The sequence below is a fragment of the Musicola paradisiaca NCPPB 2511 genome (assembly GCF_000400505.1).
GTDB lineage: Bacteria > Pseudomonadota > Gammaproteobacteria > Enterobacterales > Enterobacteriaceae > Musicola > Musicola paradisiaca.
In genome coordinates, this window is the sequence record NZ_CM001857.1 from 195,824 (window position 1) to 210,305 (window position 14,482).

Below are 14,482 nucleotides of genomic sequence, written 5' to 3' on the forward strand. Positions count from 1 at the left end.
TTTTAACGGTGACGCGGTTTTAGCAGTGACGCGGTTTTAACGGTGACACGGTTTTAACAGTGACGCGGTTTTAACGGTGACGCGGTTTTAACGGTGACACGGTTTTAACAGTGACGCGGTTTTAACGGTGACGCGGTTTTAACGGTGACACGGTTTTAACGGTGACACGGTTTTAACGGCGTCATCACCGCCAGCGGTTGCTGCATTATTGGCGGAAGACCCACTCACCTCGCCAGGTTTTCCAGCGTTGCTCCAGGTAGACGATGGCGGCGCTTTGCATCACGTCGGCGGCCAGCCGTTGCAGCATGTCCTGCTGTGTGATGGGCGGCAACGGCACTTTGCTGACGCATTGGCGAATCGGGCGAATGGTGTGTTTTCCCACGGGTATGCGTGCCGATGCGGTATAGACCGGTACCGGTTCGTAATGGCGTGGCGCACTTTCCGGCTCGTTTAACAACTGGCTGGGACGCACCAATTCGATGTCGGGCGGCAGCGTCGGCAACATTTGCTGCAATACCTGAATGGTGGTGGGGTGGGGATGGCCGATGGCGATGGCGACGCCGTCGCGTCGCGCCAATTCTACCGCCCGGTTGAACTGACGGCGGATATCGGCCGTGTTCTGCGTATCGTCCAGGAATACTTTGCGTTTGAGCACCCGAATGCCGGTACCCGCCGCGGCGCGGCTGGCCTGGCTGCTGCCGATGGTCATGCTGTCCAGAAAATACAGCCGGTAGGTGGTCATGGCCTGCATGACTTTCTGCATGCCCGGCAGGCTGGCGGTCATGGCGCTACCCATATGGTTGTTAAGCCCAACGGCGTAAGGGACTTTGCCGACTGCGTCGCGCAGGATCCGTGCGATTTCCTCGCTGCTCATGTCCGGGCGCAGCGTATCCCGCTCCAGCGGTTGTTTGCTCATCGGCGCCATGGGCAAATGAATCAGCACTTCCCGCCCTTGAGCATGCGCTTTGGTCGCCATGTCCCGGGCATAGGGGGCATTCGGTAATACAGCGACCGAGATCGCGACCGGCATCGCCAGTACCTGATTCTCGTTATGCGGACGGTAGCCGAAATCGTCGATGACCAGCGACAGTTTGCCCGCCCAGACGGGCAGCGCCAGTACGCAACTGACGAAAAGCGATATCACGCGGAGAATCAATGAGCGCAAACCTTACCTTCCTAACCAGGGTAACGGATTGACCGCCTGCCCCTGACGACGAATTTCGAAATAGAGAGCCGGCTGGCTCTGCCCACCGCTGTTGCCGGCCAGCGCGATAGGCTGCCCAGCCTTGACCTGTGTGCCGACGTTGACCAGCGCGCTTTGATTGTAGCCGTACAGACTCATATCGCCTTTGCCGTGTTCAATCACCACGACTTGGCCATACCCTTGCAACCAGTCGGCCATCAATACGGTGCCGTCGGCGATCGCCTTGACTTCCGCGCCGGAGGCGGCGCTGATCACCAGACCTTTCCAGCGCAATTCGCCTTGCTGCTGTTCGCCGAAACGATGCAGTGTATGGCCGCGAACCGGCCAGATATATTGCCCGCTGGGCGGGCCCAGCCCGCCGGTGCGTGCCATCAGCGAGCGCTCATTTTCATTCGGTTTATAGCGGGTGCCGCTGCGTTTCGCCTGCTCTTCTTTTTCGCGGATACGCGCCGCCTCGCGGGCTTCTTTTTCCGCCCGCGCTTTTGCTTCCCGCTCGGCTTTGGCGATTTGGTCGCGTAGCCGGGTTTCGTTTTGACGCAGTTCAGTGAGTTGTTGCTGGTCTTTTTCCAGCGAATTCTCCAGCGAACTCAATGTGTTTTGACGCTCGCCCTGCGCCTGCTCCAGCGTTTTTTGCTGCTGTTGCTGGTCGCTCATCAGGCGTTTTTGCTGCGCCTGCTTCTGTTCAATCTGCTGTTTTTGTGCACTGAGCTCGCTGCGCGTTTGCTGCAGATCGTTGATGGATTTCTCCCGCGCCTGGTTGAGATAGTTGAAGTAGGCCAGGATGCGCTCGCGCCGTTGGTTTTCTTCGCCGCTGAGGATTAACTGCAACCCGCTGTGCTGTCCTTGTCGGAATGCGGCGTCCAACTGTTGCGCCAGTAAGTGTTCCTGTGTTTTCTGGCGGGCTTGCAGCGCCGAGATGGAGGCGCTCAGACGGTTGATTTCCTGATTCAGTCGCTCCAGCGTATTGCGGGTTTCATGCAACTGCCTGCTGGCCTGGGAGATGGATTGTTCCTGCTTTTTTAACTGCTCCAGCAGGGCGCCGCGCTGTCTTTGCTGTTCTTTGACGCTTTTTTCTTTGGCGGCAATGTCTTGCTGCAACGATTTGAGCTGCTGTTGGTTGTCTTCGCCCCAACTGCGGCACGGCAATAGCAGTACGCCAACGCACAGCGCGCTGGCGCACCGAATCAGCAGTTTGTGACGACCCGTCAGCAGCGGAACGGAAGGCGCATTTTCGTTCATGGCGAAAGATTATTTCACGATGCTTTGCGCCTTACCAGTTGTCTTGCCAAGGATTTCTATTTCCAGGCATGACAGCGTTTATCCACCGTAGCAGCCCGAAATCACGGCGTTAGCCGAGTTTTCTTCCTGATTTATGGCGAGCTCCGCAGAATCATGATGCGATGTTGGCGAACGGGCTGTAATTGCGGTATCGCACAGGTATACTCAGACACCCTGTATTTTTATTGCTTAACTGATTCCGGAGTTGTTACACCCCATGCAAGAGATTATGCCATTCATCAGCAAGCACCCGATCCTGAGCGTGGCCTGGATTGCCCTATTGGTCGCCGTCATCGTGCTTACGGTGAAGAGTAAATTTTCCAAGGTCAAAGAAGTGGCTCGTGGTGAAGCGATCCAATTGATTAATAAAGAAGATGCTGTTGTGGTGGATCTTCGCAATCGTGATGATTTCCGTCGCGGCCATATCGCCAATGCCATCAATGTGCAGCCTAATGACATTAAAAACGGCAGCCTGGGTGAATTGGAAAAACACAAAGCGCAAGCGATCATCCTGGTCTGTGCTAATGGTATGGCTTCGCGTGAAGCGGGTGAAAATTTGTATCGTGCAGGGTTCGAGCGTGTATTGACCCTTAAGGATGGTCTGGCCGGCTGGAGTGGCGATAATCTTCCTTTGGTGCGCGGGAAATAACAAGAATTGGCCGGAAGAGCCAGATTCTGTCTATACCCTGAATAATTCGAGTGGCAGGAAGACAGCAAGTGAGTGAATGGCGATGAGCTTACTCCGGTAAGTGAGTCGGGTGAACGAACACCGCCAATGCGCCTGCAACTTGCAGTATGACGGGTATATATGTCGGCGTTCAGTCTCTGTGACAGGCCGTTCGTCGGGAAAATTAAACAAAGGGTATTTTCAACATGTCTGAACAAAACAACGTCGAAGTGAATTTCCAGATCCAGCGCATTTACACCAAAGATATCTCTTTCGAAGCGCCGAATGCGCCGCAGGTCTTTCAGCAGGAGTGGAATCCGGAAGTCAAACTGGATCTGGACACGGCCTCAACCCAACTGGCTGACGACGTGTATGAAGTGGTGCTGCGCGTGACCGTGACTGCCACGCTCGGCGAAGAAACGGCATTTTTGTGTGAAGTTCAGCAGGCGGGCATCTTCACCGTCGGCGGTATGGAAGGCCAGCAGTTGGCTCACTGCCTGGGCGCTTACTGCCCGAATGTACTGTTCCCGTATGTGCGCGAATGCATCACCAGCCTGGTTTCCCGTGGCACGTTCCCGCAATTAAATCTGGCGCCGGTCAACTTTGATGCCCTGTTCATGAACTATCTGGAACAGCAGGCCGCCAACGAAGGCGCGGAACAGAATCAGACGCTGGATGCCTGATGAACATGTCGCAAGCCGCCATGACGGTGATCGGTGCCGGTTCCTACGGCACCGCTCTGGCGATTACGCTGGCGCGCAACGGCCATCAGGTTGTGTTGTGGGGGCATGACCCCGCGCATGTACAGGCGTTGCAGGCGGCGCGGTGCAATCAGGCTTTTCTGCCGGATGTGCCTTTTCCCGAGACCCTGCGGCTGGAAGCCGATTTAGCGCAAGCGGTCACGGCCAGCCGTAATATTTTGGTGGTGGTGCCGAGCCATGTGTTCGGCGACGTGTTGCGCCAGATAAAACCGCACCTGCGCCCAGACGCCCGTCTGGTGTGGGCGACCAAGGGGTTGGAAGCGGACACCGGGCGTTTGCTGCAGGATGTGGCGCGTGAGATGTTGGGCGATGATATTCCGCTGGCGGTGCTGTCCGGGCCGACGTTCGCCAGGGAGCTGGCCGCCGGTTTGCCGACGGCGATTGCGCTGGCGGCGACCGATCGCGCGTTTTCCGATGATTTGCAGCAGTTGCTGCACTGCGGCAAAAGCTTCCGCGTTTACAGCAATCCCGATTTTATCGGCGTTCAACTGGGCGGCGCCGTCAAAAACGTGATTGCTATCGGAGCGGGCATGTCCGACGGTATGGGGTTCGGCGCCAATGCCCGTACCGCGTTGATTACCCGTGGGCTTGCTGAAATGACCCGGCTTGGCGTAGCGTTGGGGGCCGACCCCGCGACGTTCATGGGGATGGCGGGGCTGGGCGACCTGGTGCTGACGTGCACCGATAATCAGTCGCGTAATCGCCGCTTCGGTATGATGCTGGGGCAGGGGATGGACGTGACGACGGCGCAAGCGCAGATTGGTCAGGTGGTGGAAGGATATCGCAATACCCGTGAAGTGATGGCGCTTGCCCAGCGTTACGGTGTGGAAATGCCGATCACCGAACAGTTATGGCAGGTGCTGTACTGCGGTAAGGATGCCGGAGAGGCGGCGTTGACGCTGCTGGGTCGAGCCAGCAAGGACGAAGTCCTGCGTTAGTCATGCCGGTTATTCCTGGGCATATTCCGGTCGCATGGCATCGCGGCGTCTGTATTACCGGGCTTCCCATGGGAGGCCCGTTGTCGTTTTGCTCTGATGTGGTGGCATTCCGGTGGCTGTTCCGGTTAACAACGGGGCAGACCGACGGTCATTTTACTGCTTATTAAACAGATACATCGCACGGTTCGGCGCTCAGCGGTGCAACAGGCTGTCTGATGCGTGTCAAGGTGAAGGCATTTCGGAGGGGTGGTGCAATGTCGAATGAAGAGTTGGAACTGGTCTGGAGAAACATCAAGGATGAAGCCCGTTCTCTGGCGGAGTGCGAGCCCATGCTGGCCAGTTTCTTCCATGCGACGCTGTTGAAGCATGAAAATCTGGGTAATTCCCTGAGCTATATGCTGGCCAACAAGTTGGCCAACGCCATCATGCCGGCGATTGCGATTCGGGAAGTGGTTGAGGAAGCCTATCGCGCCGACCCTGATATGATCGTTTCCGCCGCCCGCGACATTCAGGCGGTCTGTCTGCGCGACCCGGCAGTGGACAAATATTCCACCCCGCTGCTTTACCTGAAAGGGTTTCATGCCTTGCAGGCTTACCGCATCGGCCACTGGCTGTGGCTGCAGGATCGCAAGGCGCTGGCGATTTATTTTCAGAACCAGATTTCCGTGACTTTTGGCGTCGACATTCACCCGGCCGCCCGCATTGGTTGCGGCATCATGCTGGATCACGCCACCGGCATCGTGATTGGCGAAACCGCAGTGGTGGAAAATGACGTCTCTATCCTGCAGTCTGTCACGCTGGGGGGGACGGGTAAAACTAACGGCGACCGTCATCCCAAGATTCGCGAAGGTGTGATGATCGGCGCAGGAGCCAAAATTTTGGGTAACATCGAAGTGGGATGCGGCGCCAAGATCGGCGCAGGTTCGGTCGTTTTGCAGCCGGTGCCGCCTCATACCACCGCAGCCGGTGTGCCTGCCAGAATCGTCGGTCGCCCGGAAAGCGAGATGCCTTCGCTGGATATGGATCAGTATTTCAATGGATCGTTACGCGGTTTTGAAGACGGCGATGGTATTTGATGTCGTCGCTTTTCGCCGGGAAGGTTCCCGGCGTCATCTAGCGCTTTGTCGCTGATAACGTCACGGACGCACCCCCTCAGCAGTTGTTTTTTTATTCGTTTATCTCAGAGACCTCTTAAAAATCGCTAATTATCTGTTCTATTTAGTTTTGGTTGTATTTTCCATGTGAAAATTACCCCTCTCGTGGCTATTTACGCTACATGTTCCCATGAATTGGAAACACATCTGGCGGACAGCGAATCGCTGCCTAAGACCGCAGCTGTCGTGCCGTCTGCGGTGTGCTTCGCCTAAGATGAAAAATAGCGGCGGCCGTAGTGGATGTCCGTCAGCGTTTTTAGGGCCTGACGCGGATTGTGCCCGGATTTGCCCCTTCGAAAATGTCGTCGGCGGATGCTGTCTGAATAGTAAACCTCTGGAAATATGCATATGTGGTTACGGTTTTGTGCGCCAGCGCTTATGGCGTGGTATTGGGTGTTTTTCCCCTCAACGTCTCAGGCTGCCACGATGGAGAATGATGGGCAGGACGGATTCTGGCAGCGAGCGAAGAACAATCTCTCTGAAACTTGGCATAACGGGCAGTCTCAGGATCTGTATGTACCGGCGATGACCTGGCATAACCGCTGGACTTATTCACGGCAGAAGATCGATAAGTACAACGAACGTCCCTGGGGCGCAGGATACGGCGTTTCCCGGCTGGACAGCGATGGCGACTGGCACGGTATTTACCTGATGGCGTTCAAAGACTCCTTCAATAAATGGGAGCCGATTGGCGGTTATGGATACGAAAAACGCTGGAAACCGGTGGCCGGAAATGACGATTTTCAACTGGGGTTGGGCTTCACGGCGGGTGTGACTATGCGGGATAACTGGAATTACATCCCGATACCGGTGCTGCTGCCGCTGGCGTCGATTAACTATCAGCGGCTGTCGTTTCAGATGACCTACATTCCAGGAACGCACAACAACGGCAATGTGTATTTTGCCTGGCTACGCTGGCAGCTTTAATTGTTTGGTTTATTTTTGTTCGTATGTAAACCATATTGAAGAAAGTTCCGGCGACAAACTCCAGTACAATAGCGCCTCATTGTTCGTAGGGAGTAGGCAACGTGCCGTTATTGGTCATCACCACCATTGTGTGGGCATTTTCTTTCAGTCTGATCGGCGAGTATCTGGCCGGTCAGGTGGATAGCTGGTTTTCCGCCATGTTCCGTCTGGTGCTGGCGGCAGCGGTGTTTCTGCCTTTTCTGCGCTGGCGAGGTTACTCCCCCAGGATTCTGGGGTTGTATCTGCTGATTGGCGTCTTCCAGCTGGGCATCATGTATCTGTTCTTGTTCCGCAGTTATCTCTATCTGAATGTGCCGACGATTCTGTTGTTCTCGGTGATGACGCCGTTGTACGTCACACTGATTTATGACCTGTTCAGCGGCCGTCGTCTGCGTTGGGGGTACTTGTTCAGCGCGCTGCTGGCGGTACTGGGCGCGGCGGTGATCCATTACCACGGTGTGAGCGATCACTTCTGGTGGGGGCTGCTGCTGGTGCAGGCGGCGAATATCTGTTTCGCCATCGGGCAGGTGGGATACAAACGGTTGATGGAGTTGCATCCCATGCCCCAGCACAGCGCGTTTTCCTGGTTTTATCTGGGCGCAGCGCTGGTAACGCTGGTCGCCTGGGGGCTGTTCGGCAACGCGGCCAGGCTGCCAACCACTGGCGTACAGTGGGGCGTACTGGCGTTTCTCGGCGTGGTGGTTTCTGGGCTGGGGTACTTCATGTGGAACTACGGCGCCACCCAGGTGGACGCCGGAACATTGAGTATTATGAACAACTTCCACGTTCCGGCCGGGTTGCTGGTCAACTTTGCGTTCTGGCAGAAAACCCCGAACTGGACCAGCTTTATCATCGGTTCCGCGATTATTGCTGCGGCGCTGTGGATACACCACCGCTGGGTCTTGAAGCGTCCCGCACAAACGGCAGATGCTCGCAGGCATGCTGGCGCGCCGAACGAATAAAGGCTTCAATCACCGGTTGGCGCTGCTCGCCGTCGCGCACGGCGGCGTACAGCCGGCTCCATAGCCCTTCCCCCAGGGTTTTAGTGACCACCAACCCCTGTCGCTCAAAACTTTCCACCACCCAGTGGGGCAGGGCGGCGATGCCCATTCGGGCAGACACCATCTGAATCAGTAGCAGGGTATTGTCTACGCTCTTTAGCGATGGGCTGACGCCCGCCGGCTGGAGAAAATGCCGCCAGATGTCCAGCCGCTGGCGTTGTACCGGGTAGATCATCAGCGTTTCCTGCGCCAGATCCTCCGGATCGATCCGGGGGCGGGCAGCCAGCGGGTGATCCGGCGCCAGTACCAAACGTACCTCAAAATCGAATAGCGGCGAGTAGTGCAGGCCGCTGCGCGGCAGAATGTCGGACGTCATCACCAAATCCAGCTCGCCTTGCTGCAATGCCGGTTGCGGATCGAACGTTACGCCGGATTTAAAATCCATCACAACCTGCGGCCAGTGCTGATGAAAATTTTCCAGCGCCGGGGTCAGCCACTGGATGCAACTGTGGCACTCAATCGCCAGACGCAGCGTGGTCTGGTGCGGCTGATGGCAAGCTTGCAACGCCTGCTGTATTTGCGGCAGCACCTGTTCCGCCAGCTGCAACAGGATCTCACCCTGCGGAGTGAACCGTAGTGGCTGGCTCTTACGGACGAACAATCGAAATCCTAACCGTTGTTCCAGATCGCTGAACTGATGCGACAGTGCGGATTGCGTTTGGTGGAGCTGTGCGGCGGCGGCGGCCAACGATCCCGTATTGCGCAGCGCCTGCAACGTCCGTAAGTGTTTAAGTTCGATCATGAGAGTCCTTCACAGTGACAGTGAATAAATTGCGCTTGAGCTTTATACAGTACCTGCGGATTATGGATGTGTAAACATCTGGACGGCTAAATGGGAATTCAAGCATGGCAATTTTAAATCATACTCTCGGTTTTCCTCGTGTTGGTCTGCGGCGCGAGCTGAAAAAAGCACAGGAAAGCTATTGGGCAGGAAATGCCACTCAGGAAGAGTTGCTGGCCGTCGGTCGCGAACTGCGCGCTCGTCATTGGCAGCAACAGCAGGCGGCGGGCGTGGATCTGCTGCCGGTGGGCGATTTCGCCTGGTACGATCACGTACTCACCACCAGCCTGCTGCTGGGCAACGTTCCGGCCCGTCATCAGAACGCGGATGGCTCCGTGAATCTGGATACGTTGTTCCGCATCGGCCGTGGCCGCGCACCGAGCGGCGAACCGGCTGCCGCGGCGGAAATGACCAAATGGTTCAATACCAACTATCACTACATGGTGCCGGAATTCACCCAAGGCCAGCAGTTTTCGCTAACCTGGACGCAACTGCTGGATGAAGTAGACGAAGCGCTGGCGCTGGGCCACAAGGTGAAGCCGGTGTTGTTGGGGCCGGTGACTTATTTGTGGCTGGGTAAAGTCAAAGGTGAGGCGTTCAATCGTCTGGAACTGCTCAATGCTATCCTGCCGGTGTATCAGCAGGTGCTGGCCGAACTGGCGAAACGCGGCATCGAGTGGGTGCAGATTGACGAGCCGTTACTGGCGCTGGAACTGGACGCCGAATGGAAAGCCGCCTTCAAGCCGGCTTACGACGCGCTGCAAGGGCAGGTGAAACTGTTGCTGACGACCTATTTCGACAGCATCGGCCAGAATCTGGACGTGATCACAACGCTGCCGGTACAGGGGTTACATGTCGATCTGGTGCACGGCAAAGACGACGCCACGGCGTTGAACGCACAACTTCCTGCCGATTGGGTCTTGTCGCTGGGCGTGATCAACGGCCGTAACGTATGGCGCGCCGACCTGGCGAGCTGGTTCGAGCGTCTGCAACCGTTGCTGGGCAAGCGCACGCTGTGGCTGGCCAGCTCTTGTTCGCTGCTGCACAGCCCGATCGATCTCAGCGTCGAGACCCGTCTGGACGAAGAGGTGAAGAGCTGGTTCGCTTTCGCCATTCAGAAATGCCAGGAGTTGGCGTTGTTGACCCGTGCGTTGAACGACGGTAACGGCGACGAGCTGGTGGCGTATAGCGCGCCGATCCGCGCCCGTCGCACGTCTGCCCGCGTTAACAACCCAGCGGTGGCGAAGCGTCTGGCGGCGATCACCGCTCAGGACAGCCTGCGTCAGAACCCGTACCTGGTACGCGCCGACGCCCAGCGGGCGCGTTTCAACCTGCCGGCCTGGCCGACCACCACTATCGGTTCATTCCCGCAGACCACCGAAATCCGTAGCCTGCGCCTGGATTTCAAACAAGGGCGTCTGGACAGCCAGAATTACCGCGTCGGCATCGCCGAGCACATCAAACAGGCGATTGTGGAACAGGAACGTCTGGGGCTGGACGTACTGGTGCACGGCGAAGCCGAACGTAACGACATGGTGGAGTATTTCGGCGAGCATCTGGACGGTTTCGTGTTCACCCAGAACGGCTGGGTACAGAGCTACGGTTCCCGTTGCGTGAAACCGCCGGTGGTGATTGGCGACATCAGCCGCCCGGAGCCGATCACGGTCGAGTGGGCGAAATATGCCCAGTCGCTGACCGACAAGCCGGTGAAAGGCATGCTGACCGGCCCGGTCACTATTCTGTGCTGGTCGTTCCCACGCGAAGACGTCAGCCGCGAAACCATCGCCAAGCAGATTGCACTGGCGCTGCGCGACGAGGTGGCGGATCTGGAGCAGGCTGGCATCGGCATTATCCAGATTGACGAACCGGCGCTGCGTGAAGGTTTGCCGCTGCACCGCTCCGATTGGGCTGCGTATCTGGCGTGGGCTGTTGATGCGTTCCGCCTGAATGCGGCGGTAGCGAAAGACGACACGCAGATCCACACCCACATGTGCTATTGCGAATTCAACGACATCATGGATTCCATTGCGGCGCTGGATGCGGACGTGATCACCATCGAAACCTCCCGTTCCGATATGGAACTGCTGGAATCATTCGAAGAGTTCGAGTACCCGAATGAAATCGGCCCCGGCGTATACGACATTCATTCGCCGAACGTGCCGAGCGTGGCGTGGATCGAAGCGCTGCTGCGTAAAGCGGCTCAGCGTATTCCAGCCGAGCGTTTGTGGGTCAACCCGGACTGCGGCCTGAAAACCCGCGGCTGGCCGGAGACCCGTCAGTCACTCGCCAACATGGTGCAGGCCGCCAAACAGCTGCGTGAAACCACACGCTGAACCACCGAAACAGGTGATGGGGAATGGCGCAAAGGATGACAGGATGTGCGTGAACCACAGGATGTGACGCTCAGGGCCGGGGCGTTCCTCATCACCGCCGCATATGACAAGGGGAGACGCTATCTCCCCTTTTTCTTTTCGGGTTTACCTGTATGAATGATTACGCTACGCCGTGTTGAGCGAACCAGTCCAGCATACGTTGCCAGCCATCTTTGGCGGAGGCTTCGTGATAGGACGGGCGATAGTCGGCATAGAAGGCGTGTTCGGCCTGCGGGTAAACCACGATTTCCGCGTCGGCGTTGGCTGCGCGCAGTGCCTGTCGCATGATGTCTACCTGTTCCAGCGGAATACCCGCGTCCTGGCCGCCGTACAACCCTAGCACCGGCGCTATCAGCGATGTGGCGATATCCACCGGATGCGTCGGGCTGGTCAGGGTTTTGGCGCCGGTCAGTCGGCCGTACCAGGCGACGGCCGCTTTCAATTGCGGGTTGTGCGCGGCGTATAGCCAACTGATGCGGCCGCCCCAGCAGAAGCCGGTGATGGCCAACCGGGAGGCGTCGCCCCCCTGACGAATTGCCCAGTGAGTGGCGTGATCCAGGTCGGACAGCACTTGCGTATCCGGCACGGTACTCACCAGCTCCGCCATCAGGGTGGGGATGTCGTGATATTGCTGCGGATCGCCCTGACGAAAATAGAGCTCGGGCGCGATGGCCAGATAGCCCAGTTTGGCCAGACGGCGGCAGATATCGCGAATGTGCTCGTGGACGCCGAAAATTTCCTGTACCACCAGTACAATCGGCAATGCGCCCGCTTCTTCGCGCGGCATGGCGATGTAAGCCGGCAGTTCGTCGCCTTGGGAGGGGATAGTGGTTTCCCCCACGATAAGCCCGCTGGTGTCGGTGGTAATGGTAGAGGACGCCAGCGGGATTACTGCGGGAGAGAATCCCCGGTCAGTTTCTCTAAGGCGCAATAATTCATCTGTTTTCATGGCGCTATCCTTAAGTGTGAATCGGCTGATGCGGGCCCGGCCCGGGGCGATAGTTAAGTAATGGTAGAAAACCTGCCCGGCATGTGCGCGGCGGCGTACAGAAATGTACAGACCTTGTCATAGCGTGTTTGACTACATAATGGGCATATTAGCGTTTATTTTGTGACTAATATCACGTTTTTGTTGTAATGATAAATCCGTTACTTTTCAATGAATGATGGAGTTCACTAAAAATCGAGGGGTTCTGCGCTAGGATCCTGGCGTACCCTATAGCCTACTGGGAGGTTGCTATGTCTGATGTGTTTCACCTCGGTTTAACAAAAAATGATTTACAGGGGGCGACGCTGGCGATTGTTCCTGGCGATCCGGCTCGGGTGGAGAAAATTGCCCGGCTGATGGATAACCCGGTTTTTCTGGCTTCGCATCGGGAATTCACGTCCTGGCGCGCCGAGTTGGCCGGTAAAGCGGTGATTGTCTGTTCCACCGGCATTGGCGGGCCTTCGACATCGATTGCCGTGGAGGAGCTGGCGCAGCTTGGCGTGCGCACGTTTCTGCGAGTCGGCACCACCGGCGCCATTCAGCCGCATATTGCGGTAGGGGATGTACTGGTGACTACCGCCGCCGTGCGTCTTGACGGCGCCAGCCTGCATTTTGCGCCGCTGGAGTACCCCGCTGTGGCGGATTTCGCCTGTACGTCTGCGCTGGTCGACGCCGCCAAAGAAGCCGGCACAACGCTGCATGTCGGCGTGACGGCCTCTTCTGATACGTTTTATCCGGGCCAGGAGCGTTACGATACTTACTCCGGCCGGGTCGTGCGTCGTTTTCAGGGCTCCATGGCGGAATGGCAGAGCATGGGCGTGCTGAATTATGAAATGGAATCCGCGACGTTGCTGACCATGTGCGCCAGCCAGGGGCTATACGCCGGGATGGTGGCCGGGGTGATCGTCAACCGCACTCAGCAGGAAATTCCTGATGCCGCCACCATGAAACAGGCGGAGAGTATCTCGGTTAGCGTCGTGCTGGCGGCGGCGCGTAAATTGCTGGCCTGATGGCTACAGGGCCGGGCGTGCCCGGCCCGATTTGCTTCCCCGTCAGAACAGTACGACAGGTGTCCCGAGCTCCGGACTTCATGCTGCCTTAATAGAATTATCAGATAGTTTCAGACTCTATTTCGACGTATTTCAGGGAACGCTATGACTGCATCTTCATTTCATCATCCTTCATTACTGCCGCTGGACGGCGGCGTCAATTTTCGCGACCTGGGCGGTATTCTTGTTTCCGACGGGCGGCGCGTGCGTTCCGGCAAACTGTTTCGTTCGGGGGCGCTGGATCTGTTGAGTGATACCGATTGCGACCATCTGGCTCGTGTACCTGTTGCCCATATCGTGGATTATCGTGACGAAAACGAAGCGGCGCTGCGGCCCGATCGCCTGTGGGACGGCGCCCGTTACCATCAGGTGCCTGCTAACCCGTTGCGGCATGAAATCACGGCTAATCTGGAGTCGCTCGGTTCGGAAAAACTGGAAGCGTTCGATTCTCGCGCTTTTATGCTGGAGCTGTATCGTCGTCTGCCGTTCGGCAACCCAGCGTATCAGCATCTGGTGGCGCTGCTGCGGCAACCGGACGACGGCGCGCTGGTGCAACATTGCGCGGTGGGCAAGGATCGCACCGGTATCGGCTCGGCGCTGGTGCTGTTCGCGTTGGGTGCCGACGAACAGACCGTGATGGAAGATTATCTGTTGACGGAACGCACACTGACGCCGTTCCGCCGCCAACTGCTGGAAGACCTGGCCGCCAGCCTGAGCGAAAAGGCGCTACGGCGTTTTGACTTTGTGCTTTCCGCGCGGGAAGAGTTCCTGTCGATGGCGTTGCACACCATGCGTGAGCGCTATGGGTCGGTAGACGGCTGGTTGACGCAGGAGTTCGGGTTGGATGCGGGCGCCCGTGATGCGCTCAAAGCAAAATATCTGGAATAACGCCTCGTCCCCACCCCAGCGGCCCGTTAGGGCGCATTATCTGCGTCGGTTTGCTCGCTTTCCGCCAGTTCCGCCAATGTCAGCGGTTTGCGCGGAAAACGCGGATGGGCGTGCCCGGCGGCGGATACCCCTTTCATCTCGCGGTTTCGCCGGCGAGGATCCTGCATGATGTCGATTGCGGTGGTTTAATCGCGAAGACTCTTCGGACGCGCTGGTTTTGTCCGGATCAAAGACGAGGTTGTCGCAGCCCGATTATCTCAGCGACGTCTAGCGATTTTATTGGTTGCTCTTCTCTGCCGAAGACGGAGTCGCCTTTTGGAGAGTGGCGTTTGGGGGATGGAAAGCGTAGACATTGTGTGTTGTACCGGTTGGCGC

General features: G+C 57.4%; 13 protein-coding genes. 9 read left to right on the forward strand and 4 right to left on the reverse strand.

What is annotated here, in order from left to right; all coding sequences use genetic code 11:
• Positions 1–205: 205 nt before the first annotated feature.
• The gene (locus DPA2511_RS00910) at positions 206–1,153 is read right to left on the reverse strand and encodes a divergent polysaccharide deacetylase family protein (RefSeq protein ID WP_404821619.1); all 948 of its coding nucleotides are present in this window, start codon (positions 1,151–1,153) and stop codon (positions 206–208) included.
• Between the two features lie 15 nt (positions 1,154–1,168).
• Positions 1,169–2,443 (reverse strand): murein hydrolase activator EnvC, encoded by a 1,275-nt coding sequence (gene envC, locus DPA2511_RS00915; RefSeq protein WP_012763818.1) that lies wholly within the window; start codon positions 2,441–2,443, stop codon positions 1,169–1,171.
• A gap of 256 nt (positions 2,444–2,699) precedes the next feature.
• Here envC and DPA2511_RS00920 point away from each other — a divergent pair, with 256 nt between their 5' ends.
• From DPA2511_RS00920 to DPA2511_RS20815, 6 genes are all read left to right on the forward strand, one after another.
• Entirely contained in the window at positions 2,700–3,131 is a 432-nt protein-coding gene (locus tag DPA2511_RS00920) for a rhodanese-like domain-containing protein (RefSeq protein ID WP_012763819.1), read from the forward strand.
• A 224-nt stretch (positions 3,132–3,355) separates the two neighbouring features.
• Entirely contained in the window at positions 3,356–3,832 is a 477-nt protein-coding gene (secB, locus tag DPA2511_RS00925; protein ID WP_012763820.1) for a protein-export chaperone SecB, read from the forward strand.
• Positions 3,832–4,848 carry an NAD(P)H-dependent glycerol-3-phosphate dehydrogenase gene (gene gpsA / locus DPA2511_RS00930; RefSeq protein WP_012763821.1) on the forward strand — a complete coding sequence of 339 codons (1,017 nt, stop codon included), beginning with the start codon at positions 3,832–3,834 and terminating at the stop codon, positions 4,846–4,848. Before secB ends, gpsA begins: the two co-directional genes overlap by 1 nt.
• 254 nt (positions 4,849–5,102) lie before the next feature.
• Positions 5,103–5,924, forward strand: coding sequence for a serine O-acetyltransferase (cysE, locus tag DPA2511_RS00935; protein ID WP_012763822.1), 822 nt, complete (start codon positions 5,103–5,105; stop codon positions 5,922–5,924).
• Positions 5,925–6,350: 426 nt separating this feature from the next.
• A complete protein-coding gene (pagP, locus tag DPA2511_RS00940; RefSeq protein WP_026595093.1) occupies positions 6,351–6,929 on the forward strand; it encodes a lipid IV(A) palmitoyltransferase PagP in 579 nt (192 codons plus the stop codon).
• Positions 6,930–7,030: 101 nt separating this feature from the next.
• Positions 7,031–7,930 carry a carboxylate/amino acid/amine transporter gene (locus DPA2511_RS20815; protein WP_012763824.1) on the forward strand — a complete coding sequence of 300 codons (900 nt, stop codon included), beginning with the start codon at positions 7,031–7,033 and terminating at the stop codon, positions 7,928–7,930.
• Here the strand turns inward: DPA2511_RS20815 and metR are convergent.
• Positions 7,833–8,771, reverse strand: coding sequence for an HTH-type transcriptional regulator MetR (gene metR, locus DPA2511_RS00950; RefSeq protein WP_012763825.1), 939 nt, complete (start codon positions 8,769–8,771; stop codon positions 7,833–7,835). The genes DPA2511_RS20815 and metR overlap by 98 nt on opposite strands.
• A gap of 104 nt (positions 8,772–8,875) precedes the next feature.
• Between metR and metE the strand changes: the two genes are divergently transcribed.
• Positions 8,876–11,143 (forward strand): 5-methyltetrahydropteroyltriglutamate--homocysteine S-methyltransferase, encoded by a 2,268-nt coding sequence (gene metE, locus DPA2511_RS00955; RefSeq protein ID WP_012763826.1) that lies wholly within the window; start codon positions 8,876–8,878, stop codon positions 11,141–11,143.
• Between the two features lie 160 nt (positions 11,144–11,303).
• Here metE and DPA2511_RS00960 read toward each other — a convergent pair whose 3' ends face one another.
• Entirely contained in the window at positions 11,304–12,131 is an 828-nt protein-coding gene (locus DPA2511_RS00960; RefSeq protein WP_012763827.1) for a dienelactone hydrolase family protein, read from the reverse strand.
• Positions 12,132–12,421: 290 nt separating this feature from the next.
• Here DPA2511_RS00960 and udp point away from each other — a divergent pair, with 290 nt between their 5' ends.
• Positions 12,422–13,180: a uridine phosphorylase gene (gene udp, locus DPA2511_RS00965; RefSeq protein WP_012763828.1), complete on the forward strand. Its 759-nt coding sequence runs from the start codon at positions 12,422–12,424 to the stop codon at positions 13,178–13,180.
• A gap of 144 nt (positions 13,181–13,324) precedes the next feature.
• Entirely contained in the window at positions 13,325–14,107 is a 783-nt protein-coding gene (locus DPA2511_RS00970; protein WP_012763829.1) for a tyrosine-protein phosphatase, read from the forward strand.
• The last annotated feature ends 375 nt before the right edge of the window (positions 14,108–14,482 follow it).

Bases quoted from the DNA above. Each gene is read 5' to 3' on its own strand.
- udp (WP_012763828.1), top strand. From the start codon at position 12,422: ATGTCTGATGTGTTTCACCTCGGTTTAACAAAAAATGATTTACAGGGG.
- metR (WP_012763825.1), bottom strand. From the start codon at position 8,771: ATGATCGAACTTAAACACTTACGGACGTTGCAGGCGCTGCGCAATACG.
- secB (WP_012763820.1), top strand. From the start codon at position 3,356: ATGTCTGAACAAAACAACGTCGAAGTGAATTTCCAGATCCAGCGCATT.
- DPA2511_RS00960 (WP_012763827.1), bottom strand. From the start codon at position 12,131: ATGAAAACAGATGAATTATTGCGCCTTAGAGAAACTGACCGGGGATTC.
- DPA2511_RS00920 (WP_012763819.1), top strand. From the start codon at position 2,700: ATGCAAGAGATTATGCCATTCATCAGCAAGCACCCGATCCTGAGCGTG.
- gpsA (WP_012763821.1), top strand. From the start codon at position 3,832: ATGAACATGTCGCAAGCCGCCATGACGGTGATCGGTGCCGGTTCCTAC.
- DPA2511_RS00970 (WP_012763829.1), top strand. From the start codon at position 13,325: ATGACTGCATCTTCATTTCATCATCCTTCATTACTGCCGCTGGACGGC.
- metE (WP_012763826.1), top strand. From the start codon at position 8,876: ATGGCAATTTTAAATCATACTCTCGGTTTTCCTCGTGTTGGTCTGCGG.
- cysE (WP_012763822.1), top strand. From the start codon at position 5,103: ATGTCGAATGAAGAGTTGGAACTGGTCTGGAGAAACATCAAGGATGAA.
- pagP (WP_026595093.1), top strand. From the start codon at position 6,351: ATGTGGTTACGGTTTTGTGCGCCAGCGCTTATGGCGTGGTATTGGGTG.
- envC (WP_012763818.1), bottom strand. From the start codon at position 2,443: ATGAACGAAAATGCGCCTTCCGTTCCGCTGCTGACGGGTCGTCACAAA.